General features: G+C 62.8%; 23 protein-coding genes. 10 read left to right on the top strand and 13 right to left on the bottom strand.

Going from position 1 to position 22,961, the window contains the following annotated elements; genetic code table 11:
- Window positions 1–86: 86 nt before the first annotated feature.
- Window positions 87–965 (bottom strand): ATP-binding protein, encoded by an 879-nt coding sequence (locus tag P0Y65_08795; protein WEK06327.1) that lies wholly within the window; start codon window positions 963–965, stop codon window positions 87–89.
- Window positions 966–1,174: 209 nt separating this feature from the next.
- On the opposite strand from P0Y65_08795, the gene yajC reads away from it, so the two are divergent.
- The 4 genes from yajC to P0Y65_08775 all read left to right on the top strand — a co-directional run bounded on the left by yajC (window position 1,175) and on the right by P0Y65_08775 (window position 5,371).
- Window positions 1,175–1,528 carry a preprotein translocase subunit YajC gene (gene yajC, locus P0Y65_08790; protein ID WEK06326.1) on the top strand — a complete coding sequence of 118 codons (354 nt, stop codon included), beginning with the start codon at window positions 1,175–1,177 and terminating at the stop codon, window positions 1,526–1,528.
- 63 nt (window positions 1,529–1,591) lie between these two features.
- Window positions 1,592–4,138: a protein translocase subunit SecD gene (secD, locus tag P0Y65_08785; GenBank protein WEK06325.1), complete on the top strand. Its 2,547-nt coding sequence runs from the start codon at window positions 1,592–1,594 to the stop codon at window positions 4,136–4,138.
- A gap of 3 nt (window positions 4,139–4,141) precedes the next feature.
- Window positions 4,142–4,525: an MTH938/NDUFAF3 family protein gene (locus P0Y65_08780; protein WEK06324.1), complete on the top strand. Its 384-nt coding sequence runs from the start codon at window positions 4,142–4,144 to the stop codon at window positions 4,523–4,525.
- Window positions 4,526–5,371 carry a phytoene/squalene synthase family protein gene (locus P0Y65_08775; protein WEK06323.1) on the top strand — a complete coding sequence of 282 codons (846 nt, stop codon included), beginning with the start codon at window positions 4,526–4,528 and terminating at the stop codon, window positions 5,369–5,371. It begins immediately after the preceding gene.
- On the opposite strand, the gene P0Y65_08770 is transcribed toward P0Y65_08775, so the two are convergent.
- From P0Y65_08770 to P0Y65_08760, 3 genes are all read right to left on the bottom strand, one after another.
- The gene (locus tag P0Y65_08770; protein WEK06322.1) at window positions 5,368–5,991 is read right to left on the bottom strand and encodes an FAD-dependent oxidoreductase; all 624 of its coding nucleotides are present in this window, start codon (window positions 5,989–5,991) and stop codon (window positions 5,368–5,370) included. The genes P0Y65_08775 and P0Y65_08770 overlap by 4 nt on opposite strands.
- A 297-nt stretch (window positions 5,992–6,288) precedes the next feature.
- The gene (locus P0Y65_08765; protein ID WEK06321.1) at window positions 6,289–6,651 is read right to left on the bottom strand and encodes an FAD-dependent oxidoreductase; all 363 of its coding nucleotides are present in this window, start codon (window positions 6,649–6,651) and stop codon (window positions 6,289–6,291) included.
- A complete protein-coding gene (locus tag P0Y65_08760; protein ID WEK06320.1) occupies window positions 6,629–6,763 on the bottom strand; it encodes an FAD-dependent oxidoreductase in 135 nt (44 codons plus the stop codon). The genes P0Y65_08765 and P0Y65_08760 overlap by 23 nt, the downstream gene beginning before the upstream one ends.
- 155 nt (window positions 6,764–6,918) lie before the next feature.
- Between P0Y65_08760 and P0Y65_08755 the strand changes: the two genes are divergently transcribed.
- Window positions 6,919–7,095 (top strand): 2TM domain-containing protein, encoded by a 177-nt coding sequence (locus P0Y65_08755; GenBank protein WEK06319.1) that lies wholly within the window; start codon window positions 6,919–6,921, stop codon window positions 7,093–7,095.
- Window positions 7,096–7,250: 155 nt separating this feature from the next.
- Window positions 7,251–7,904, top strand: a complete 654-nt coding sequence (locus tag P0Y65_08750; protein ID WEK06318.1) for a glutathione S-transferase family protein — start codon at window positions 7,251–7,253, stop codon at window positions 7,902–7,904.
- A gap of 90 nt (window positions 7,905–7,994) precedes the next feature.
- On the opposite strand, the gene P0Y65_08745 is transcribed toward P0Y65_08750, so the two are convergent.
- The 3 genes from P0Y65_08745 to uvrA all read right to left on the bottom strand — a co-directional run bounded on the left by P0Y65_08745 (window position 7,995) and on the right by uvrA (window position 12,304).
- Window positions 7,995–8,144 (bottom strand): DUF1127 domain-containing protein, encoded by a 150-nt coding sequence (locus tag P0Y65_08745; GenBank protein WEK06317.1) that lies wholly within the window; start codon window positions 8,142–8,144, stop codon window positions 7,995–7,997.
- 199 nt (window positions 8,145–8,343) lie between these two features.
- Entirely contained in the window at window positions 8,344–8,496 is a 153-nt protein-coding gene (locus tag P0Y65_08740) for a hypothetical protein (protein ID WEK06316.1), read from the bottom strand.
- A 913-nt stretch (window positions 8,497–9,409) separates the two neighbouring features.
- Window positions 9,410–12,304, bottom strand: a complete 2,895-nt coding sequence (uvrA, locus tag P0Y65_08735; GenBank protein WEK06315.1) for an excinuclease ABC subunit UvrA — start codon at window positions 12,302–12,304, stop codon at window positions 9,410–9,412.
- A gap of 440 nt (window positions 12,305–12,744) precedes the next feature.
- On the opposite strand from uvrA, the gene ssb reads away from it, so the two are divergent.
- The gene (gene ssb / locus P0Y65_08730; protein ID WEK06314.1) at window positions 12,745–13,281 is read left to right on the top strand and encodes a single-stranded DNA-binding protein; all 537 of its coding nucleotides are present in this window, start codon (window positions 12,745–12,747) and stop codon (window positions 13,279–13,281) included.
- A gap of 293 nt (window positions 13,282–13,574) precedes the next feature.
- A complete protein-coding gene (gene greA / locus P0Y65_08725) occupies window positions 13,575–14,054 on the top strand; it encodes a transcription elongation factor GreA (protein WEK06313.1) in 480 nt (159 codons plus the stop codon).
- On the opposite strand, the gene P0Y65_08720 is transcribed toward greA, so the two are convergent.
- Window positions 14,031–14,786: a phosphatase PAP2 family protein gene (locus tag P0Y65_08720; GenBank protein WEK06312.1), complete on the bottom strand. Its 756-nt coding sequence runs from the start codon at window positions 14,784–14,786 to the stop codon at window positions 14,031–14,033. The two genes, greA and P0Y65_08720, sit on opposite strands and share 24 nt — an antisense overlap.
- An 87-nt stretch (window positions 14,787–14,873) precedes the next feature.
- Here P0Y65_08720 and P0Y65_08715 point away from each other — a divergent pair, with 87 nt between their 5' ends.
- Window positions 14,874–15,800, top strand: a complete 927-nt coding sequence (locus tag P0Y65_08715; protein WEK06311.1) for a diacylglycerol kinase family protein — start codon at window positions 14,874–14,876, stop codon at window positions 15,798–15,800.
- Window positions 15,797–16,624, top strand: a complete 828-nt coding sequence (locus P0Y65_08710) for a metallophosphoesterase (protein ID WEK06310.1) — start codon at window positions 15,797–15,799, stop codon at window positions 16,622–16,624. Before P0Y65_08715 ends, P0Y65_08710 begins: the two co-directional genes overlap by 4 nt.
- Window positions 16,625–16,643: 19 nt before the next feature.
- On the opposite strand, the gene P0Y65_08705 is transcribed toward P0Y65_08710, so the two are convergent.
- The 5 genes from P0Y65_08705 to P0Y65_08685 form a co-directional block, all read right to left on the bottom strand.
- On the bottom strand, window positions 16,644–17,342 hold the full coding sequence (locus P0Y65_08705) for a helix-turn-helix transcriptional regulator (GenBank protein WEK06309.1): 699 nt from the start codon (window positions 17,340–17,342) through the stop codon (window positions 16,644–16,646).
- Between the two features lie 146 nt (window positions 17,343–17,488).
- Window positions 17,489–18,823, bottom strand: coding sequence for a sensor domain-containing diguanylate cyclase (locus tag P0Y65_08700; GenBank protein WEK06308.1), 1,335 nt, complete (start codon window positions 18,821–18,823; stop codon window positions 17,489–17,491).
- Window positions 18,824–18,917: 94 nt separating this feature from the next.
- Window positions 18,918–19,502 carry a hypothetical protein gene (locus P0Y65_08695; protein WEK06307.1) on the bottom strand — a complete coding sequence of 195 codons (585 nt, stop codon included), beginning with the start codon at window positions 19,500–19,502 and terminating at the stop codon, window positions 18,918–18,920.
- Between the two features lie 34 nt (window positions 19,503–19,536).
- Window positions 19,537–21,927, bottom strand: coding sequence for an efflux RND transporter permease subunit (locus tag P0Y65_08690; GenBank protein WEK06306.1), 2,391 nt, complete (start codon window positions 21,925–21,927; stop codon window positions 19,537–19,539).
- A gap of 135 nt (window positions 21,928–22,062) precedes the next feature.
- Window positions 22,063–22,941: an NAD(P)H-binding protein gene (locus P0Y65_08685; protein ID WEK06305.1), complete on the bottom strand. Its 879-nt coding sequence runs from the start codon at window positions 22,939–22,941 to the stop codon at window positions 22,063–22,065.
- Between the last annotated feature and the right edge of the window lie 20 nt (window positions 22,942–22,961).

Below are 22,961 nucleotides of genomic sequence, written 5' to 3'. Positions count from 1 at the left end.
GCCGAGGCATCACCTCGAGATGGGCCCCGGCTCAAGGTCGGGGTGACACCGTGAGGGTGGAGGCGCTGGCGTAGAACAGAACGAGTTTAAACCGCTTTCCCCAATTCACCCGCCAGCGTCCGGACCAGCTGGATCGCGACGCGGCCGGAGCGGGCGCCACGGGTGGCGGACCATTCTATCGCCCGGGCGCGCAGGGCCTCGTCGTCGAGATCGAGACCATAATGGTCGGCATAGGTGCGCACCATGGTGAGGAAGGTCGGCTGGTCGCAATTGTGGAAGCCGAGCCACAGGCCGAACCGGTCCGACAGCGACACCTTTTCCTCGATCGCCTCACCCGGATTGATCGCCGTGGCACGCTCGTTCTCGATCATGTCGCGCGGCATCAGGTGGCGGCGGTTGGAGGTGGCGTAAAACAGCACATTCTCCGGCCGGCCTTCGAGGCCGCCATCGAGAATGGTTTTCAGCGACTTGTAGCTGGTTTCGCCAGTGTCAAAGCTCAGGTCATCGCAGAAGACGATGAAGCGCGCGGTTTGACTGCCGATGCGGCGCATAAGGGCAGGGAGGGTTTCAAGGTCCTCGCGGGCGATCTCGATCAGCACCAGCCGCTCGAAGCCTTCATCGCCCCGCGCCGCTATGTCGCCGTGGATGGCCTTGACCAGCGAGGACTTGCCCATGCCGCGGGCGCCCCAGAGCAGAGCGTTGTTGGCCCCATGCCCGCGGGCAAACTGTTCGGTGTTCCTGAGCAGGATATCCTGCACGGAGTCGATCCCCTTGAGCATGGCCAGCGGGACCCTGGCGACGCGGGGCACGGCGATCAGCTTTTCGCGATCACCATCCCAATGATAGGCGTCTTCCGGACCCAGAACTGACTCCCCGCCCGATTCCTGCGGCGCCAAGGCATTGAGCGAACGAGCGATTTCGCCCAGCGAAGCAGCGATTTCGGCGAGGTAGTCTTTGCTCTTCAAAGTCAGTATTTCCTGTGCTCTGCGCGTCGTTTTGTAACCCCCTGAATGCCTTTGCATTCAACAGGGTGCAAATGTATAGTCCGCCCGATTTTGACCGGGGTGCAAGTGCTACGAGCCCCAGATGCGTCCAGTAGCGTCTTAACACTGATGCTGGTCCCTGGCGCCGACCCTCCAAAAGCCAAAAGAAGAAACGATAGGAGCCTCGCCCCATGTTTGTAACGCCCGCTTATGCCCAGGCAGCCGGTGCCGCCGCCCCCGCCGGTGGCATGACCGATATTTTCATCCAGCTGATGCCGATCCTGCTGCTGGTCGTAATTTTCTGGTTCTTGATCTTCCGCCCGCAGCAGAAGCGCCTCAAGGCCCAGCAGGCCATGCTCGGCGCGATCAAGCGCGGTGATACCGTGGTCAGCACCGGCGGCATCGTCGGCAAGGTCACCAAGGCCGTCGACGGTGAAGACCTCGAAGTCGAGATCGCCACCGGCGTCAAGGTCAAGCTGGTTCGCGGCATGGTGGCGGATGTCCGCTCCAAGGGCGAGCCGGTCAACGACAACAAGCCTGCCTAAGCGCAGCACCTGCCTTTCACCGGCGCTCACGAGCGCCGGTTTTCTGCTTTCAGGACGACCTTCATGCAGTCTTCGCCGATCCGCTCCATCATCATCGCTCTCGTCGCCGTGCTGGGTGTGCTCTTTGCCGTACCCAGTTTCCTGTCGCCGGAGCTGCGTGAATCCTGGCCCAGTTTCCTGCCCAAGCAGACTGTGGTTCTCGGCCTCGACCTGCAGGGCGGCTCCCATCTGCTGCTCCAGGTCAATGAAGACGGCATCATCACCGAACGCCTGCAGACGCTGCGTCGCGACGTTCGCAACACGCTGGCCAACCAGAATGGCATCGGCAACCTGATCACCACCGATCAGAACAGCCGCACGCTGACGGTCGAGCTGACCGATCCCAGCCAGAAGGCAACCGCCCGCACCGCCATTGAGGCTTTGCAGAACACCATCAGCAATTCCATGATGGCCGTCGGCGGCACCAATGAGCTGGCATTTGGCGAAACGCCCGACGGCAAGCTGACCGTGACCCTGACCGAAGACGGCGTCAACGAGCGCATGTCCTCGCTTGTCGCGCAGTCCATCGAAGTCATCCGCAAGCGCGTCGACGAACTGGGTACGACCGAACCTTCCATTCAGCGCCAGGGCACCAATCGCGTGCTGGTGCAGGTCCCCGGCTTCGGCGACAGCGAACGCCTCAAGGACATCATTTCCCAGACGGCGCGCCTGACCTTCCACATGGTCTATCCCGGCATGAGCGCTGCCCAGGCCGAGGCCCAGGGCCTGCCGGCCGGCACCATGATCCTGCCCAGCAACGACGGCGGCAGCGAGCTGCTCTACGAAGACATTGCTCTTGGCGGCGAGTCGCTTGTCGACGCCCAGCCCAGCTATGACCAGCAGCGCGCCATGCCCGTGGTCAGCTTCAAGTTCGACACCCGCGGCGCCATCACCTTCGGCCAGATCACCGGCCAGAACGTCGGCCAGCGCTTTGCCATCGTGCTCGACAACCAGGTCATTACCGCCCCGGTCATCCAGCAGCCGATCACCGGCGGCTCGGGCCAGATCAGCGGAAATTTCACGACGGCCACGGCCAATGATCTCGCCGTGCTGCTGCGCGCCGGTGCGCTGCCGGCCTCGCTCGACGTTGTCGAGGAACGCACCGTCGACGCCAGCCTTGGCGCCGACTCGATCCAGCATGGCCTGACTGCCGGCGTCATCGCCGCCGTCCTCGTCGTCGCCTTCATGGTGGCCGCCTATGGCCTGTGGGGCGTTTTTGCCAATGTCTCGCTGATCCTCAACATCCTGCTGATCTTTGCCGCGCTCGCGGCATTGGGCGCGACGCTGACCCTGCCGGGCATTGCCGGTATCGTCCTGACCATCGGCATGGCCGTGGACGCCAACGTGCTGATCTATGAGCGCATGCGCGAAGAACAGCGCGCCGGCAAATCGCCGATCCAGGCCATCAATGCCGGCTTCGAACGCGCCTGGGGCACGATCGTCGACTCGCACCTGACGCAGCTGATCGCGGCCATCGTGCTCTATTTCATGGGCTCGGGCCCGGTGCAGGGCTTTGCCGTGACGCTGGCGCTCGGCATCCTGACGTCGCTCTTCACCTCTTACACGGTCACCTCGTTCCAGGTTCAGACCTGGTATCGCCGCGTCCGTCCCAAGACCCTGAAAATCCAGCATTTCCGCTTCGTTCCGGACGGGACCAATATCCCGTTCATGAAGATCTCGCGCTATGTGATCGCCTTCTCGATCATTGCCAGCATTGGCTCGATCGGCTCGGCCTATTTCAAGGGCTTCAACCTCGGCATCGACTTTGTCGGCGGCACGGCCATTGTCATCCAGCATGACGGCGGCCCCGCCGATGTCGGCCAGGTGCGTGAAGTGCTCGATGGGCTCAACCTGGGCGAAATCCAGGTGCAGGGCTTTGGTACGCCCGAGGACGTACTGGTTCGCGTGCAGGCTCAGGAGGGCGGCCAGGACGCTGACCAGGTCGCCGTGCGCTCGATCACCGAAGCACTGGCGACAGAGAATTACACCGTCCGCAGCACCGAGGCGGTGAGTGGAACGGTGTCGAGCGAACTGGCCTGGAAGGGCACCATTGCGGTCGTGATCGCCCTGGCGGCAATCCTGATCTACATCTGGTTCCGCTTCGAGTGGCAATTCGCCCTAGCTGCCGTCACCACGACGACGCATGACATCATCATGACCATCGGGCTGTTCTCGATAACCGGGCTGGAATTCAACCTGACCTCCATTGCGGCCGTGCTGACGCTGGTGGGTCTCAGTCTCAACGAAACCGTGGTCGTGTCGGATCGAATCCGCGAAAACCTGCGCAAGCATCGCAAGATGCCGCTGCCGGAGTTGATCGACCTGTCGATCAACCAGACCATCGTGCGCACGACGATCACTCAGTTCACCGTGTTCCTGGCGCTGATTCCGCTGGTGATCTGGGGTGGCGAAGTCATCCGCAGCTTTACCATCGCCATGACCTTCGGGTGCTTGGTCGGCATGTATTCGTCGATCATCGTCAACGGCCCGATCCTGATCAACTTCGGCCTCAAGCAGAAGGTTGACGAGGACAAGCCGGTTGCCAAGGCCGCCGATGGCGCATCGGTCTAGGCCTTGACCGAGGCGCCGCGCTTTTCGACGCAGACCGGGATCGACGCCTATGGCAATGGCGGGTTCCGGTTTGCCGGCATGTCGCACAAGGGCGGGCTGCTTTGCCTGCCGAGCGGCATGATGGCCTGGCCGGTGACGACGCCGGCCGAGATCACGCTGGAAACCCTCGCGCCCATTTTCGCCGTGGCCGACCAGATCGACGTGCTGATGATCGGCCTCGGCCCCGATATTGCGGCCTTCCCCAAGGACTTGCGCGAAGCCCTGCGGGAGCGAAAGATCATCGTCGAGGCGATCAATACCGGCAGCGCCATCCGCACCTATAATGTGCTGCTGGCCGAGGAACGGGCGGTCGCTGCCGCCCTGATTGCCGTCGACAAGGTTCGCTGAATGGCCCAAGCCAGCTTTGCCCATGCCGCCGAGGCCCTGCGCCAGGGCGACCGCGAGCGCTATCTGACGACGCTGGTGCTGACCGGCGCGCAGCGCGATGCGGTGACGGCGCTCTATGCCTTCAATGCCGATGTCGCCTCCATCCGCGAACGCGTTTCCGATCCGGCGCCCGGCGAAATCCGCCTGCAATGGTGGAATGACGCGCTGGAAGGCGAAGGCCATGGCATGGTGCAGCAGAACCCGGTGGCCGATGCTTTGCTCGAGACCATCGCCCGCTACAACATTCCCCCCGGCACGCTGTTGCGCCTGATCGGGGCGCGGCGCTTTGATCTTTATGACGATCCGATGCCGGACCTGCAGAGTTTTGAGGGCTATGCTGGCGAGACGGTTTCGACGCTCTACCAGCTGGCCGCCATGGTGCTCAACGATGGCGAGCAGATCGAGGCTGGCGACGCCGCCGGCCATCTTGGTGTCGCCCATGCGCTGATCGGCCATCTCCGCGCCTTTGGCTATGTCGCGGCGCAGGGCCGCATCATGCTGCCCTGGTCGGTGTTCGAGGCCAACGGGGTGCGCGAAGGCGAGATCTTTGCCCGCACCGAGAGCGAAGGCCTGCATGAGGCGATCGGGCAGCTGGCCGAACTGGCGGGTGAGCACCTGCGCAAGGCGGAAAGCGCCATTGCGCTGCTGCCTGCAAAACTGAAACCCGCCTTTGCCGCCATTGCCCTGCTCAAGCCCCAGCTTGCCGCGCTCAACCGTCGCGCCAACAGCTTTGCGCCAGCCAGCGATGAAGCTGACTGGCGCAAGATAACACGGCTGATGTGGTGGGGGATAAGTCGGGGGCGTTAGCCCCAGGCCTCCAGATCCGTCAATGCCCGCGAGGTGATCGCCCGGCGCTTGGCCTGGGTTTTTTCCGTGCCGCGCCAGCGGCCGGCGCCTTCCGGCTTGGTGATGGTGACTTCCGGGAACAGGCCGAAATTGACGTTCATCGGCTGGAAGCTGCGGGCGCCGCTATAGCCTTCGGCTTCCATGTGACCACCGGTGATATGGTGCAACCAAGGCGCCCAACGCCGTCGTGCCGGCGGCATGGGCAGGTTTCGCGCCCGCGCTTCGGCAGCAGCCATGACGGCCGGCGATGCAGCCCGCAGGCGGCGCTCTCGACATAGCCCTCGACGCCCGGTGACCTGGCCGGCAAAGCGCAGGCGCGGATCGGCCTTGAGCTTGAGGTCGGGCCGCAGCACTTCGGCGAATTGAGGAAGGTGTTGCGATGCAGCCCGCCGAGCCGGGCGAACTGGCGTTCTCAGGCCCGGGATCATCCGGAAGATGTCGGCCTGGATGCCGTAGCGCATCTTGGTCTGGAAGCCGACCATGTTCCACAGCGTGCCCAGCGCGTTGTCCTGCCGCAGCTGGACGATGGCATAGGCCTTGACGGTCGGGTTGCGCGGATTGGTCAGGCCGACCGGCTTCATCGGGCCCGCAGCGCAGGGTCTCGCGGCCGCGCTCGGCCATCACCTCGATCGGCAGGCAGCCGTCGAAATAGGGCACGTGTCTCCCATTCCTTGAACTCGGTGCAGCGGCGGCGGCGAGCAGCGCCTCGACGAAGGCATAGTACTGGTCCGGTCCATCGGGCAGTTGAGATAGTCGGCGCCAGTGCCGCCGGGGCCGGCCTTGTCATAGCGCGACTGGGCCCAGACAATGTCCATGTCGATCTGTCCTGTGGACGATCGGGGCGATGGCGTCGAAGAAGGCGAGCGAATCCTCGCCGGTCAGCGACGAATGGCCTCGGCCAGGGCAGGGGAGGTCAGCGGGCCGGTGGCGATGATGACATTGTTCCAGTCCTCGGGCGGCCAGGCCGGCGACTCCTCGCCGCGATCGATCGTGATATTGGGGTGATCTGTGGATGGCGCGCGGTGACGTCGTCGGAGAAGGCCGTCGCGATCGACCGCCAGAGCGCCGCCGGCGGGCAGCTGATGCTGCGTCGGCCGGCGCGCATGATCAGCGAATTGCAGGCGCCGCATTTCCTCGTGGAGCAGGCCAACGGCATTCTGCTCGTGGTCGTCGGAGCGGAAGCTGTTGGAGCAGACGAGCTCGGCGAAGCCCTCGGTGCTATGCGCATCGGTTTCGCGCACGGCCGCGCATCTCGTGGACGATGACCGTGGCGCCGGCTTCGGCTGCCTGCCATGCGGCTTCGGAGCCGGCGAGACCGCCGCCGATGATGTGAATGGGTTCTGATGTGGACATGGCAGGCAGATAGCAAATGGCCCGGGGCCACGCAATCAACAGCCGCAGAGAAAGGCAATTGTTGGCGCGATTGCAACGCCTATAATGCATCCTTGCCGGTTGATCTGGCTTCTGGGACGGACGTCAGACACCGGATTCACATCTGGGGGTTTGCAATGACAGCGTCTTCGACTGCTAAGGGCCTACAAATCCACGCCTTTGTGTATATTGCCGTAATTGCCGTAAATACCGTTATCAACGTGATGACCGGGCCACCGTGGTGGGTGCTCTGGGTCATCTTTCCCTGGGGCATCGGTCTGATCGCCCATTGGTTCTTTACGCGTAACCTTTAGCCGACCCGCTGCATCGACAGGCGCCCGCCTTCAACAGGAGGCGGGCGTTCTGCTGGCAGCATTGCCTTGCGGGGGCGACAGCCGGCAGGATTGCCGCACCACTTGCCGCGCACGAACGGCAGACTAGCATGTCATAGCTTTTGGGAGGACAAGCGATGATTCCAGACCTGACCCTGTGGGGCCGGAAGAGTTCGTGCAATGTGCAGAAGGCACTGTGGGCGCTGGAGGAACTGGAACTGCCCTATCAGCACCGCCCGGCGGGCGGTAGTGACGGCGGGCTCGATGATCCGGCGTTCCGCAGGCTCAACCCGAATGGTCTCGTGCCGGTGCTGCAGGATGGCGATTTTGCGCTTTGGGAGAGCCATTCCATCCTGCGCTACCTGGCGGCCAGCTATGGGCGGGACCGGCTTTGGCGCGAAGACCCAAGGCAGCGGGCGCTGGTCGATCAGTGGACGGACTGGACGGCGACCACATTCCAGCCCGCCTGGATCGCCGCCTTCTGGCTGATCGTGCGCACGCCGAAAGCCCAGCACGACGCGAAAGCCATTGCGGCGGCGCTCGGCAAGAGCATTGCGGCGCTGCGCCTTCTCGATGTGGCGCTGGCGGAACGGGACTATCTGGCGGGAGACAGGCTCAGCTATGCCGATATCGCGGCCGGGGTCGCGCTTTATCGCTGGTTCAGCATGGAAATCGATCGACCGGCCATGCCTGGGGTCGAGAACTGGTACCGCCGGTTGCAGGAACGCCCGGCATTCCGCAAAGCCATCATGGTCAGCTATGCCGAACTTGTCGGCAAATTGGCGTTTTGACTGCGGGCTGTGCAGCAAAACAAAACAGCCGCATCTCAGAGAGAAGCGGCTGTTCGGTTCGGGTCGAGCTTAAGATTAGCAGAGCAAATCTTAGAGGCCGGCTGCATGATCGCGAGCAATACGATTGATATCGGTGCGCGAAATGCCCAGGTCGTTGAGCTGACGATTGTCGAGAGCGGTCAGTTCACGAACGGTCTGCTGGTAAGCTGCCCACTTCTTGAAAGTCTTGCGGATGTCCATTTGAAGTCTCCTTTTCGTTTACAAGGATGTATTTAGAGCAGTGCCCGACAAATGAGCAGTGGGGTATTGGTCAAACGGGTCATGCGTTTTGTGCAGGGCTCGGAAGGGCATGGTTCATCTGCCGTTAATGCGCCCGGCAGGACTAAGGCCGCCGGATGACAATCCTGCGGCCTGACACACGGGTTACAAATGGCTGGGATCAGCGGTCGAACAGCGACCGGGTCATCTTGGAGAAATCGGGACCTGTAAGCCCCAGCAAGTCGGCGTCACGGCAGGAGGGAACCTCCATCTCGCGTAACGTTTGCTTAACATCTACGAGGCGCTTGATGCGCCAGACGGCACGTACAAACATCGTCCTACTCCTTTGTGGCCTTGAGCAGTGAGCGGGAAGATGCGCCGATTTGTCCGGCTCCGCTATGCGCGTAATGTCACGCTCCTCATGCGTCATGCGCATGGCGCTTTTCGTCAAACTGTTGCAAATGGGCATGGGAGGGACGGGGCGAGGTGGTCGGCCACTCCGCGCTGGGCGCGTATTCGCTTTAGGTCTCATGGCCTTGCGACTTCGGCGCGTGCAGAAGCGCCGCCTGCGACGCGGTTTTCGGATTGTCCGGGCCCTCACCAGGAGAGCGATGGTGGCGAGGCTTGCCGCCTCGGGGGGTAGTCAAGTTTGGAAGTGAGGCAGGGCCTCGCCACCAAGCCGGGATTTTTCGCACGAGCCTCCGATGGTCCGACTCTTTCGAGTTTTTTCCTGGCGGACCTTTGCGCCGAGCGCTGAGGGCAGGGGCGACTGAGCATGCGATCGCTTCACCGGAGCGATCCCAGCGGCATCAAGCCGTCCACCACCTTCACCACCCAGGCCTTTTGTCAGAAGACCTGTTCGGCACGCAGAAACGGGACAGAAAGTCGGCGTGCGTGCGGGAGCCTGGCGACCCATGCTCCCCGACCGTCCCTGCAACCATCACTCGTCATGACCGTGCTCAGTGTGCAGGCGATGAGGAGAGTATAAGGGCAGGCCAGGGGATGGGGGAAAACTTAGTGGATTTTGGGAGTAAGGAACTGTCGGCGCGGAATTGAACCTGCTGCCTGGACCGGGGATTGGGGCGATGCTGTCTTTTCTCTTCCGTTGACGGAGAGGCGTGTAGCGGGCCCAGAATTGGGGGTAATCGAAGCCGCAACGCAAGCGGCTCCCCCCTCCGCCGCCCGTTGGCGGCACCTCCCCCGCAGGCGGGGGAGGAGGGCGTAGTGGTCGCGGCTGCCTCGACGCCCTACTCGGCCGCCTTGGTGGCGAAATGCGGGCGGCGGGCCATGACTTCCTTGAGGAACTGGCCGGTGTAGGAGCGCTTGACCTGGGCGACGTCTTCGGGCGTGCCGACGGCCACGACTTCGCCGCCGCCATCGCCGCCTTCGGGGCCCATGTCGATGATCCAGTCGGCGGTCTTGATGACCTCGAGATTGTGCTCGATGACCACCACTGTATTGCCTCCGTCGACGAGCTCATGCAGCACGTCGAGCAGCTTTGCCACGTCGTGGAAATGGAGGCCCGTCGTCGGCTCGTCCAGCATGTAGAGCGTGCGGCCGGTGGCGCGCTTGGAGAGCTCCTTGGAGAGTTTCACACGCTGCGCTTCGCCGCCCGACAGCGTATTGGCCGGCTGGCCGACCTTTACATAGCCCAGGCCCACGCGTTGGAGGGTGGCGAACTTGTCGCGGATCACCGGCACGGCCGAGAAGAAGTCGACGCCTTCGTCGATCGTCATGTCGAGCACGTCCGAGATCGACTTGCCCTTGAACTGGACTTCCAGCGTCTCGCGATTGTAGCGCTTGCCCTTGCAGACGTCGCAGGTGACGTAAACGTCGGGCAGGAAATGCATCTCGATCTTGAGAACGCCATCGCCCTCGCATTTCTCGCAGCGGCCGCCCTTGACGTTGAAGGAGAAGCGGCCCGGTCCGTAACCGCGCGTTTTCGCTTCCGGCAGGCCGGCAAACCACTCGCGCAGCGGCGTGAAGGCGCCGGTATAGGTGGCTGGATTGGAGCGCGGCGTGCGGCCGATCGGCGACTGGTCGATATCGATGACCTTGTCGAGGAATTCGAGGCCCGTGAGGCTGTCATGGGGGGCCGGGACGACGCGGGCGCCGTTCAATCGGCGGGCAATGGCCTGGTACATGGTGTCGATCATCAGGGTCGACTTGCCGCCGCCCGACACGCCGGTGATGGCGACGAACATGCCCAGCGGTACGTCGACCGAGACATTCTTGAGATTGTTGCCCGTCGCGCCCTTGACCGAAAGCGTCTTGCCCTTCTTGGCCTCGCGGCGTTCCGCCGGCATGGCAATGCCCATGCGGCCGCTGAGATATTGGCCGGTCAGCGAATCCTTGTGGTTGAGCACGTCCTGTGGCGTGCCTTCGGCGACGATATGGCCGCCATGCACGCCCGCGCCGGGACCGATATCGACCACATAGTCGGCGGTCATGATGGCGTCTTCGTCATGTTCGACGACGATGACCGTATTGCCCAGATCACGCAGGCGACGGAGGGTTTCCAGCAGCTTGGCATTGTCGCGCTGATGCAGGCCGATCGAGGGCTCATCCAGCACGTAAAGCACGCCGGTGAGGCCCGAGCCGATCTGGCTGGCGAGACGAATGCGCTGGCTTTCCCCGCCCGAGAGCGTGCCGGAATTGCGCGACATGGACAAATAGTCGAGGCCGACGTCGACGAGGAAGTTCAGCCGCTCACGGATTTCCTTGAGGATGCGCTCGCCGATCTGCGCCTGGGTGGGCGTGAACTTGTCGGTCAGCTGGTTGAACCAGGCCACGGAGTCGCGGATCGATTTTTCGGTGACCTGGCCGACATGCAGACCGTCAATCTTGACGGCCAGTGATTCCGGCTTCAGACGATAGCCGCCGCAGGCCACGCAGGGCTTGGCCGACATATACTTCTCGATCTCTTCGCGCATGCCGGCGCTTTCGGTTTCCTTATAGCGGCGCTCAAGGTTGCCGATCACGCCCTCGAAGACTTTCGAAGTTTTGTACTGGCGCAAACCGTCGTCATAGACGAAGTCGATCTTGGTCTTGTCCGTACCATAGAGCACGGCATGCTGGACCTCGAAGGGCAGCTCGTTCCAGGCGGTGCCGGTGGAAGCGCCAAAATGCTTCACCACGGCTTGCAGCGTCTGCTGGTAATAGGGTGCCGAGGTCTTGGCCCAGGGCAGGATGGCGCCGTCCTTCAGCGACAGCGTCGCATCGGGCACGATCTGGTCGGGATCGATCTTCTGCTCGGTCCCCAGGCCATCGCAGACCGGGCAGGCGCCGAAGGGATTGTTGAACGAGAACAGGCGCGGCTCGATCTCGGCAATGGTGAAGCCGGAGACCGGGCAGGCGAACTTTTCCGAGAAGGTGATCTGGCGGGCAGAGCCGTCTTCATTCTTGTCGTCGGCAAATTCGACCAGGGCAATGCCCTCGGCGAGCTTGAGCGCCGTCTCGAAGCTTTCGGCCAAGCGGCCGGAAATCTCGGGACCGACCACGACGCGGTCGACCACGACCTCGATGTCATGCTTGAACTTCTTGTCGAGGGCAGGGGCCTCTTCGATCTCGTGATATTCCCCGTCGATCTTGACGCGCTGGAACCCCTTGCGCATCAGGTCGGCCAGTTCCTTCTTGTATTCGCCCTTGCGGCCGCGCGCGATCGGCGCGAGCAGGAACAGGCGCGTGCCTTCCGGCAGTTCGAGGACGCGATCGACCATCTGCGACACGGTCTGGCTCTCGATCGGCAGGCCGGTGGCCGGCGAATAGGGCACGCCGACGCGGGCGAACAGCAGGCGCAGATAGTCGTAGATTTCCGTGACGGTGCCGACCGTCGAGCGCGGATTGCGCGAGGTCGTCTTCTGCTCGATGGAAATGGCGGGGGACAGGCCCTCGATATGTTCCACATCGGGCTTCTGCATCATCTCGAGGAACTGACGCGCATAGGCCGACAGCGACTCGACATAGCGGCGCTGGCCCTCGGCATAGATCGTATCGAAGGCGAGCGACGACTTGCCCGAGCCCGACAGGCCCGTCATCACGATCAGGCTGTCGCGCGGCAGCTTGAGATCGATGCCCTTGAGATTATGCTCGCGGGCACCGCGCACGATGATCTCACGGTTGAGGCTTGGCTTAACGGTCATCATTCAAGTCCATGGCTCGGTGCGCCGAAGGGGCGGCACGACGGCAAAGTCGGAAGAGGGCAGTGTCTCGGGAAGCGTCTCAAATAGGCGTCCACTCCCGCTCTCGCAAGCGGCCCCGGCGCATGGCCACCCCGCGATATGGTCACCTTAGCGTGTCTACAGGAATTCGCCAAAGCGCCATTGGTTCGCGTGAACATAATGAGAACAATGCAGATTCGGTCAAGGCCTGCACCAGCCAGATGCGGCACGCCTGCTGACAGCTCCTGTCAGCAGCCGCTTGACGGGCAGGTGGAAATAGAACATAAAGGGAACAAATAAGAGCTGTTCACAATTGGTCTGTGGCGGAGACGCCGGGCAGGGCGCGGGAGTATGATCCCGCCGCTATGTAAGTGAGCGTCCCTGCGGCAGCGGCCCGGGGACTGAATCGAAAGGAATGAGCGATGGCAGGCAGTGTCAACAAGGTGATCCTGGTCGGCAATCTCGGTGCGGATCCGGAAGTGCGCAACCTTCCCAGCGGCGGCAAGGTGGTGAACCTCTCCATCGCAACCTCCGAGAACTGGAAGGACAAGAACACCGGCGAGCGCCGCGAAAAGACCGAATGGCATCGCGTGGTGATCTTCTCGGAAGGCCTGGCGCGCGTCGCCGAGAGCTATCTCAAGAAGGGCAGCAAGGTCTATCTCGAAGGCCAGCTGCAGACCCGCAAGTGGCAGGATCAGTCCGGCCAGGACAAGTATTCCACCGAGATCGTGCTGCAGGGCTTCAACTCCAACATGACCCTGCTCGACGGTCGTGGTGAAGGCGGCGGCGACAATGCCGGCTACGGCAATTCGGGCGGCGGCTATGGCGACAATGGCGGCGGCGGCGGTTTCCGCGGCGCCCGCGACAATGGCGGCAATGGTGGTGGCGGCGGTCAGCGTCCTCGTGCCAACGCCCCCGCCTTCGAGCCCGGCGGCATGGACGACGATATCCCGTTCTAACAACGAGATGTCGCAGGGCGTTTCCGTTACCTCGATGTCATCCCGGCCTTGAGCCGGGACCCATCCTGAGATGGTCGTCCTGCCGCAAGGTCGTTGTATTTGTCACCACCACCTTGCGGCTGTGGTGCGATATCGAGATGGGCCCCGGCTCAAGGCCGGGGTGACATCGTGGGTGGGGCAACGGGAGTGCAATTTCCGACGTCCCAAAGCCTTATTCTCCACACGCCGGTGTGGAATGAAGATCATGGGCCGCGACATGCGGCCCATTTCTATTTTGACTGCGGAGTCTGGACATGAGCGTCGCTTTCACCAAGGAAGACAGTGCCGAGACGGCGGCGGAAACGCAGCTGCCGGACCGGCCCATTTCCGAACATGCCAATCTGGTTACTCAGGAAGGTCTTGCGGCACTGCAGCGGCAGCTGGTTGAGGCAAAGTTGGCCTATGAGGCGGCAAGTCTCGTGGATGACATCAACGAACGTCGCCGCCAGTCGGCCGGTCCGGTGCGCGACCTGCGCTATTTTACCGAACGCCTGCGCACGGCCCAGCTCGTGCCAACGCCCGATGGCGAAACTATCGCCTTTGGCAGCACGGTGACTTTCAGCCGCAATGACGGGCGCGTGCAGACCTATCGTCTGGTGGGCGAGGACGAGGCCGACCCGGCCGCCGGCTCGATTTCCTACGTCTCGCCCATCGCCCGCCTGTTGATCGGCAAGCAGGTGGGCGATGTCGTCAGCCTGGGCAATGACGAGCTAGAGGTCCTGTCCGTCAGTTAGGTTTCCGCCCTTGTTGATGCGGTCCACGGTGCCGCGTCGCTCAAGAAACAGCGCCACCGTGCTGCAGATCAGCGCCCAGGCGGCGCCCAGGCACCAGCCGGCCAGCACGTCGCTGGGAAAGTGCACTCCCATATAGATGCGGCTCATGCCAACCATGACGGTGAGGATGATGGCCATGGTGAAGCTGAAGATGCGCAGCGCGCGTGTCGGCGCCAGCTGCGCCAGCACGGCGCCCAGCGTCAGGAAGGTGACAGCCGACAGCATGGCATGGCCGCTGGGAAAGCTGGCGGTGAACTGTTCCGACATGGTGGTCAGGTCCGGGCGCGGGCGATCGTAGCTGGTCTTGAGCACGGTGCTGAGCAGCGTACCGCCCAGCACGGAAATGATGACCAGCAGCGCCGCGCCGCGCATTCTCGCCATGACGAGACAGATGCAGACCACGACGACGATCAGGCCTAGCAACGAGAAGCTGCCAAGGGCAGTGATGTCGCGCACCATTTCATGCACCCAGCTCGGCCCGATGGTCTGGTCGATATTGTTGGGGTCGCGGAACCAGAACAGGATCGTACTGTCGAACTCCTCCATCTCGCCTTCGAGCATCTCGTCGGCAATCTTGAGGAAAGCAAGGATCAACCCGCTGATGATGGCAATGGCGGCGAGCAGCGGCGCCTCGGCGGTAACGAAATCCCGCACGCGGCGGACCTGGGCAGATTTGCCCCAGCGATGCAACATTTTGACGCTTCCTCATTTCCCGACGCAACGCATGGTCGCGCCGCACGTTCCGCCTGCGTCATTTTGCATGCGAGGGCACACGCGACCATGGCTGATATTTCTCACTACGTCGTTCTCAACGCCAATGCCGGCACGGCCAATGCGCTGGGCATCGATGCGGACGCCGTCAGGATCATCTTCGAGAACCATGGTCTCGATGCTGAGGTGGACGCCCGCAGCGAATTGCCGCTGCAGCAGCGCATCGACGATGCCCTGGCGAGCGGTGCGCCGACCATCGTGGCCGCGGGTGGCGACGGCACGATCACGGCGCTGGCGGCCGCCCTTGTCGGAACGGACCGCAACCTTGCCATCCTGCCGCTCGGCACGGTCAATGCCCTGGCCAAGGACCTGCATGTGCCGCTCGATCTCAAGGGAGCCGTAGCGGCGCTGGCAACGGGCGAGACGCATCGCATCGACGTCGGCGAGGTCAATGGCCGCATCTTCCTGCACAAGGTGGTCATCGGCCTTATCCCCGGCATGGCGGCCGGACGCGAAAAGATCCGTGGTCGGCAGGATCCGGGCGCCAAGATCGGCTTCATGCGCTATTTCTTCCGCCGCATTGCCCGCGCCAAGCGCATGGCGGTTGTCATCGATCCGGGCGAGGGCGAGCGCCGGGTTCAGCGCGTGCAGGCCATTGCCGTGGCATCCAATGCTTATGACGAGGGGCTGGGCCAGTTCTTCTCGCGTGGCAGTCTCGATCGCGGCACGCTCACGCTTTACGTGCTGCACCATTTCACCACGGGCGATTTCATCCGACTGACCACCGGCATGCTGCTGGGTCGCTGGCGCAATGACGAGGCACTCACGGTAGAAAGCGTGGATTCGGTGACCATCGACACGCGCAAGGACCTGATCAAGGTCATGTTCGACGGCGAGGTGGAAACCATGCATACACCGCTCAATTTCACCATCCGGCCCAAGGCCCTCTCGGTCGTGGTTCCGGCAGAAGTGGTTCAGGCGGCGGCTGCAGAATGAAAATCCTCCATATCTCGGACCTGCATTTCGGCCATCATGACCCGGCGCTTGCCGAAGGCTTTGCCGACGACATCAACGCACAGACGCCCGACCTGATCGTCGCCAGCGGTGACTTCACCCAGATCGGCACCAAGGAGGAATTCGAGCAGGCGCGCGAATTTCTCGACAAGCTCAAGGCTCCGGTCTTTGCCGTGCCCGGCAATCACGACGTGCCGGCGGTCAACATCCTGCGCCGCTTCATCAATCCCTATGGCCTCTACAAGAAATTCATCTCCCGCGACCTCGAGCCCTTTTTGGAAATGGACGGTGTTGTGCTCGTCGGCATGCGCACCTCGCGGCGCGCCCGGCTGGAGTGGAACTGGGGTCATGGCACGATTTCGCGCGGGCAGCTGGAGGATCTCGACGATCGCCTGGCCAAGGCGTCACCCGACGCCATCCGGGTCATCGTGGCCCATCATCCGCTGCTGTTTCCGACCGAGCAGATGATCCAGAAGACCAAGCGGGTCAAACGCGCCGACGACGCGCTGGAAACCTTCGCCAGCCTCGGCGTCCGGCTGGTGCTCTCCGGCCACTTTCACCTGTCCTACGTACGCAAGCATGAGGCCAAGACCAAGGAACGCGAAGGCCAGCCCATGGGGCTCAGCAAGTCCACGGTGGCGCCGATCCTCGTGGTCCAGGCATCCTCCGCCATTTCGACCCGGCTGCGCGGCGAGCCCAATGCCTATAACCTCATCGATATCAATTCTGAACGCATCGTCGTCACCGTCCGCGAATGGCGCGATGGGGCCTGGGTGACGCGCGACAAGGCCACCGAGCCGGTCTAGAGCTTTTGCCGAGAACGCTCTAGTCGAGCAGGTGCAGTCGCAGCAGGTTGGCCACCGTGTGAATGCGGTTCTTGGTGCCGAACTTGTAGGCGACGTTCTCGATATGCTGGTTGACCGTGCGCTCGGCCAGCCCCAGCATGCCGGCGATCTCGGGCGATGTGTAGCCCAGCGATGACTGAATCATCACCTCTTTCTCGCGTGGCGTGAGGCTGGCCCTGTGGCCGGGATCGTCATGCTGGCGCACGGTGCGCAGGCTCGCGAATAACAGGTAGGAAATGGCATGCAGCCCGGTTTCCCGCTTGGGCGATAGCGGCGGCAGGCCGGAAAAGAAGATGGCGCCGGCCACGTCGTGATCCTCGACGATGGGCGCGGAGACACAGTCCAGCAGGTCCAGTTCCTCGGCCATCTTGCGGCTGGGATCAGCACTGTCGAAGCGGGAAGCGGCAAAGCTGACCACGCGCCCCTGCTCGATCAGATGCTGTGAGTCGTCGACCACACGACGGATGCTGTTGGTGGTTTGCGGCTTTTTCCACCGCAGGCTGCGTGCTTCATCGGTATCAATATAGTCGACGATGGCATCCAGTCTGGGCGTATATTCCATCAGTATCGCTGAGCGAAAGCCGAATGTTTCGCATGTTTTCTCCAGGCCCGCCCGAACATCCTGGCGAGTCCGCATGCGGCGGCTCAGTTCAATGAACGGTTCTACGAGTTCAAGCACCTCTGCTCTCCCCGAAAGCGCGCCGTCCAACGCGCAGTATCGATGTGAATATTCCCCAGCCTCACCGTCGCTCAAGCAACGGCAGAAATTCCGAAATCGTTTCCATAGTTGTATGGTGATTTCCGTCGGAAGTCGAAGTAAATCGATCAGGCCGCGTTGGCGATGAAGGAGCGGCTGGTATTGCGCCCGGCAGCCTTGGCCGCATAGAGCGCGGTATCGGCCTGACGGAACAGGTCTTCCGCGGATCCTCCGGTATAGCTGGCAAAGCCCACCGAGGCGCCCAGAACCATCTTGTGGCCGTGGTGCAGGAACGGCTGGGCGATCAGGGCGACGATCCTGTCGGCTATGGCCTTTACGTCGGTCTCCGTCATGCCGTTGCGGAGGAGCAGGGCGAATTCGTCGCCACCGATGCGCGCCACCAGGCCCGCATCATCGGCACATTCACGCAGACGACGTGCGGCCTGGCGCAGGCATTCGTCGCCCACGGCATGGCCATAGGTGTCGTTGACCTGCTTGAAACCGTCGAGATCGACCAGCAGCATGGCACCAAACGTGTGACGGCCCTGATCCAGTTCGGACAGACGCGACTGGAACTGACTGCGATTGGCGAGGCCCGTCATGACGTCATGCTCGGCAAGGAAGCGCGTCTGGTCACCCATCAGCTTTTCCTCGGTGATGTCCTGCTTCATGCCGAAGATGCGATAGGCCACACCATCGCGGCTTTCCACGGCGCCGGTCAAACGCATCCAGCGGTGCTTGCCGGTGCGGGTGACGATCTCGCAGTCCACCGAGAAGTCACTGCAATTGGCAATCGCCGCGGCCCGCGCCGTTTCCATGCGCTGGCGGGAGTCGTCGGTGTAGAGCGACAGGGTGCTGGCGCGGCTGATCTGTTCGTCGCGCGGGATCTCGAAAATATCGTAGACGCCGTTGGTCCAGGTGATGCTGTGGTCGGCAAGGTTGCACTGCCAGATGCCGATGCGTGCGGTCGCCGAAGCCCGGTCGAACAGGCTGCGCCGATGCTCCTCGACGGCTTCGAAATCCGTGATGGTGCGCTGCTGGATCTCCAGCTGATGCTTCTGGTGCTCGATCCGGTGCAGAGCCGTCGCCTCGCGTGCCAGCATGGCCAGATGATCCGCCATCTGGCGGCTGCGCGGGCGGTTATCGAACAGGCTGAGGATGAAACCGTGGCTGCCCGTATAGGACTCGATCAGCAGGCCGATGTAGAACCGTGCCAGACCGGGTGAATCCGCGCCCGTGTCGGCGATGATCCGCGATCGCCCGGTACGCGACACTGTCGTCTCCAGCACGGTCAGATTGTCGGGGAAAGGCCCGTGCTGCCCTATGACCTCGGCGCCCGTCGGCTTGATGACAGACAGCCTTGCTCCTGTCACGCCAAGCAGGGCGCAGAGACGTTGCAGTCGCGGGTCAAGATCGCCCGTGGCGTCGTGACCCGACTGGGGTGAGGCAGTGATGGTGGACAATGAAGGCGTTCCCGATACTTATCAAAAGATAAGCCGGGATCGTTAACACTTCGTCAGCCGCAAATGTCTGACAAACAAAAGAAATTGTAACGTTTCACTGCCGTTCGAAGGGCACCTCGGCCTTCAGGTAGTCCCCGTTTTCCACGTAGACGACCTCGAAGGCGACCGCGATCGATTCCTGTTCCAGATGGATCTGGGCGGTGATGTTGAGGTCCTTGCCCTCTTCGTCCTTGTCGCGCTCGCGCAGGTTGAAGATCAGCCCGCTGCCGCGCTTCTGGCCGATGGCGACGCCAGTGAAGGTTGCGTTGGAACTCATCGCCGCTTCGTAGCGCTTGCTGGATTCGACATAGGCCATGGTACCGGCGACCGAGAGCTGGGTGCCGGCGAGCGAACAGCGCCCGCTATAGTTGACCTTGTCCTGATTGCCCTGGGTCACGGTCATGCGGCAGACCACGGTTTCGGTATTGGCGCCGATCAGCACGCCACGGCCGCGCCATTCCCCGATATAGGACTTGATCAGCGCAACCTCGGCCGGACCCGCGAAGGCGGGCAGGGCACCAAGACCACCTGCAGCCAGCATGCCGGCAGCCAGGAGCGCGCGCGCCAAAAGTCCGGAATGGGTCATCGCTTGGGCCTCCTGCGCCACCTGTCGGCCATCGAGCGAATCGGCCTGCAACATCTAATCCAGCGCTTCTTTGACCCGCAAGCGTGGCTCAAGCAGGGCTCGAATGCCCTTCCGTGCCACCATCGCCGGTGATGGTGTCGCCGGTCGGATCGTCCGGCGTGGCATCATGGTCAACCGTGGCGACGCGGATGCGGCCAAGCGGATGGAAGAACTTTCCGCCCGCCACCATCAGGGCCGGCAGGATGAAGAGATCCCCCACCAGCGCGAACAGCAGCGTGGCGATGAACAGCGAGCCGAACAGGGCCACCTGCGGCAGGTCGGAAAAGGCGACGATGATGACGCCAGCACAGAGGATGATGGTGGTGCCAACGATGGCGCCACCGATGCGGTCAAGCGTGTGCCGCACGGCGTCGATATGCGATCGGCCTTCCTCGCGGCGGGAATGGAGGTAATGGGACAGGAAATGCACCGTGTCGTCCACGGCAATGCCGAAGGCGATGGTGAGGGCGATGACCGTGGTCAGTTGCATGCCCTGGCCGGTGACATAGAGCCAGGCAATGGTGCCCAGCACCGGGAAGAGGTTGGGAATGGCCGAGGCCAGCGCTACCCGATAGGACTGGAAGGCAAAGCCGATCAGGGCAATGTTGATGATGACCGAGAGCGTCAGGTCGAGCTGGAGGCCGGTGACGATCTGATCGGTGCCAAAGGTCGTCAGCACGCGCAGCCCGCCGATTTCGGCGCCTTCGACGCCAGCGGCCTGCAGTTCCTGGCTGACGTCGGCAACCAGCTGCTTGAGATCTTCCGAGGCGAGGATGACCGGCATGAAGCCGGTGATCAGCGCCTGGGAGCCATCATCGGTGACGAAACGCTGACGCATGAAGGGGCCGACGCTCTCGAACACTTCCTCGCGCGAAAAGCCGCTCTCGACATAATTGGTGATGCTGGCCGCCGAGATCACCTTGTTCTCCCCGATATGGCTTTCGAGGATACGATGGGCGGTCTGTACCGTCGCGAAATCGGCATCGCTCATATTGGGATCATTCCCGGCCAGCGGGACGCGGATATAGAGCGGCGCCACGCCGCCGACGCCATCGTCGATCTGCTCGGCTGTGCTGAGCGCGGCAGAGTCCTTGGCGACGAAATACTCGAAGGAAAAATGCGGCTTGATCAGGCCGTAGGGGATCAGCAGCAGGACCGTCACAACGATCGCGGCGATCGACAGCGGGCGGCCGAAACGGCTGGCAATGAACCAGCTGACGGGCAGGGGAGCGGTCAAGACGTAGCTGCTGCGGCGCGGCGCCTTGAAGCCGAGCCGGATCGCGGTTTTCAGCATCAGCGGCATGAAGGTCATGAGGCAGACAAACAGCAGGAAGGTGCCGATGGCGCCGGAGATGGCGAATTCATAGACGCCCTGGCCGGGCGTCAGCGCCAGGGAAGCGAAGCTGACGAAAGTGGTGAGCATGGTCAGCGCCGCGGCCGGGCCGACGAGCTTGACCGTCGCATCGACCGCCTTGTTGGGCTCCATGCCGTCGCGCCAATAGGCCAGCCAGTTGAAGACGAAGAACATCGACTCGGCAAAGCTGATCACCAGCACCAGCGTGGTGACGATGATGGTGAGGAAGGAGAAGGAGCCAAACAGCAGCAGCACCATGCCCATGGTCCACATGACGGCCAGGAATGGCGTGGCCGCGACCAGCAGCGCACCGGGCAGCGAGCGCAGGGCAAACAGCGCGATGATGGCGCCCAGGGCAAAGCCCCAGACGGTAAACTGGGTCTGGTCAGTCACGGCCGCCGCCAGCATCTCCGAAGTCCAGAGCGGCGGGCCGGTCAGCTCGATGGAAATATTGTCATCGGCGTAGTAGGCGACGGTCTTGCGCACGGCCTCGATCATGGCCCGAGTGCCGTCTTGGCGCACCTTTTGCTGGTCGGGGAACATGATGATGACCATGCCGGAAAGGTCCGGCGTGATCAGGTTGCGCATCATCGGATCGTTCTGCTGCAGGTGGCTCAGCGCCCGCGCCACATCGCCGAAATTGTCGAGGTTTTCCGGCACGGACGGCACGGAACCGCCATTGCCGACCGGCGTGCGCAGGCTGAAGGGCGACATGCTGCCCACGGCATAGTCATTGAGCTCGAGATCGAAGGCGAGCTCGCGCACCCGCTCCAGCGTCTCGGGCTCGGTCAGGCGCGGCGAGGAAACGAGGACATAGATGTCGTTCTCGAAAGTGCCGAAGGTGTCGGACAGGTGCTCATAGGCGTCGTAATGCTCGCCGGAATGGGCGAAGATGCGCATCAGGTCGCCATCAATGCCGAGCTTGGGCAGTTGCGTGATGCAGAAGATGGAAAAGGCCAGCACGACCATAGCGATGGCGCGCGGATAGCGCAGCGTGGTCAGCCCGACATGTTCGAGGCCGAAGCCGATCGATCGATCATGGACGAAACGCGCCCAGAGACGCTTGAACGGGGAACCGGCAGCCAAGGAACCCAACTCCGCAATGAGGGGTAGTGCGGCCAATTGGTAAGATTTTATCGGAGTGCCGTCCAGCAGACAGGATACTGCCTGCACAGGGCTTTTGGGCGGAAAGCTCCGCGCCGAAGCGCGGAGCCTTGTGCATCAGGCGGTGAGGGCGGCCTTGTTGGCGGTGAGGAAGCTTTCCAGCGTTTCCGGCTTGCGGCCGGAGAAGCGTTCCACCACATCGGTAACGACGGCGTGGAAGCCAGCCGCAGCGTCGAGGTCGAAGGCAACCAGCAGCGCCGCCATGAACGGGTGCACGCCAGCGGCTTCAAGACCACCCTGCAACTGCTCGCCGGTGAGGCCGACGCGGGTAACGCTCTTGCCGGTGAGTCTGGTGTAGAGCGCGGCGACTTCCTCCTGCGTGACCGGGGCAGGGCCGGTGACGTCGACAATCTCCTTGCCCGTTGCCGAGAGCAGGGCGCCGGCGGCGGTACGGGCCGTATCGAGACGGGTCACATAGTTGCGGCCACCGCCATTGGTGGCATCGAAGAGCTGACCGCTGGCCAGCGCCGGGCCAGCACCGACAATGGTCATGTCCGCATAGATGTGATTGCGCAGCAGGGTGAAATCGAGGCCGGAGGCCGCGACCGCCTGTTCGGTCCAGTAATGATCGGTGATGCCGCCAGCGTCCGCATTGGGGCGGGCATTGGGGGCCGAGGTATAGGCGATGTATTTGACGCCGGCAGCCTTGGCAGCCGCGACGGCTTTGGTCTGCTGTTCCAGGCGATTGGGCGCGATGGTCGAGACCAGGAGCATGCGCTCCACGCCGGCAAGGGCCTTGGCGATGCTGTCGGCGTCATCGAAATCGAGGTGACGGACGTCCACACCCTTCGCAGCCAGATCGGCCAGCTTGGCGGTATCACGGGTACCGGCGACGATCTTCGTCGCGCCGCGCGCCAGCAGCTCTTCCACCGCGAGACGGCCGAGATTGCCACCGGCACCGGTCACCAGCAGGGTCTGATCCTTGAATAGCGTCATTTGCACTCTCCTTGTTGTCA

Origin of the sequence: Candidatus Devosia phytovorans (genome assembly GCA_029202405.1) — a bacterium.
In the GTDB taxonomy this organism is placed as follows: domain Bacteria; phylum Pseudomonadota; class Alphaproteobacteria; order Rhizobiales; family Devosiaceae; genus Devosia; species Devosia phytovorans.
The sequence above is the reverse complement of the archived record's forward strand: the minus strand, read 5'-3'. Positions and strand labels throughout refer to the sequence as shown.

Excerpts from the sequence above, each read along its gene's own strand:
- P0Y65_08775 (WEK06323.1), top strand. The coding sequence starts at position 4,526 with ATGGCCCAAGCCAGCTTTGCCCATGCCGCCGAGGCCCTGCGCCAGGGC.
- P0Y65_08770 (WEK06322.1), bottom strand. The coding sequence starts at position 5,991 with ATGAAGCCGGTCGGCCTGACCAATCCGCGCAACCCGACCGTCAAGGCC.
- ssb (WEK06314.1), top strand. The coding sequence starts at position 12,745 with ATGGCAGGCAGTGTCAACAAGGTGATCCTGGTCGGCAATCTCGGTGCG.
- P0Y65_08760 (WEK06320.1), bottom strand. The coding sequence starts at position 6,763 with ATGTCCACATCAGAACCCATTCACATCATCGGCGGCGGTCTCGCCGGC.
- P0Y65_08695 (WEK06307.1), bottom strand. The coding sequence starts at position 19,502 with ATGTTGCAGGCCGATTCGCTCGATGGCCGACAGGTGGCGCAGGAGGCC.
- P0Y65_08755 (WEK06319.1), top strand. The coding sequence starts at position 6,919 with ATGACAGCGTCTTCGACTGCTAAGGGCCTACAAATCCACGCCTTTGTG.
- P0Y65_08740 (WEK06316.1), bottom strand. The coding sequence starts at position 8,496 with ATGTTTGTACGTGCCGTCTGGCGCATCAAGCGCCTCGTAGATGTTAAG.
- P0Y65_08750 (WEK06318.1), top strand. The coding sequence starts at position 7,251 with ATGATTCCAGACCTGACCCTGTGGGGCCGGAAGAGTTCGTGCAATGTG.
- P0Y65_08745 (WEK06317.1), bottom strand. The coding sequence starts at position 8,144 with ATGGACATCCGCAAGACTTTCAAGAAGTGGGCAGCTTACCAGCAGACC.
- secD (WEK06325.1), top strand. The coding sequence starts at position 1,592 with ATGCAGTCTTCGCCGATCCGCTCCATCATCATCGCTCTCGTCGCCGTG.
- P0Y65_08715 (WEK06311.1), top strand. The coding sequence starts at position 14,874 with ATGGCTGATATTTCTCACTACGTCGTTCTCAACGCCAATGCCGGCACG.
- P0Y65_08710 (WEK06310.1), top strand. The coding sequence starts at position 15,797 with ATGAAAATCCTCCATATCTCGGACCTGCATTTCGGCCATCATGACCCG.
- P0Y65_08720 (WEK06312.1), bottom strand. The coding sequence starts at position 14,786 with ATGTTGCATCGCTGGGGCAAATCTGCCCAGGTCCGCCGCGTGCGGGAT.
- uvrA (WEK06315.1), bottom strand. The coding sequence starts at position 12,304 with ATGACCGTTAAGCCAAGCCTCAACCGTGAGATCATCGTGCGCGGTGCC.
- greA (WEK06313.1), top strand. The coding sequence starts at position 13,575 with ATGAGCGTCGCTTTCACCAAGGAAGACAGTGCCGAGACGGCGGCGGAA.
- yajC (WEK06326.1), top strand. The coding sequence starts at position 1,175 with ATGTTTGTAACGCCCGCTTATGCCCAGGCAGCCGGTGCCGCCGCCCCC.
- P0Y65_08685 (WEK06305.1), bottom strand. The coding sequence starts at position 22,941 with ATGACGCTATTCAAGGATCAGACCCTGCTGGTGACCGGTGCCGGTGGC.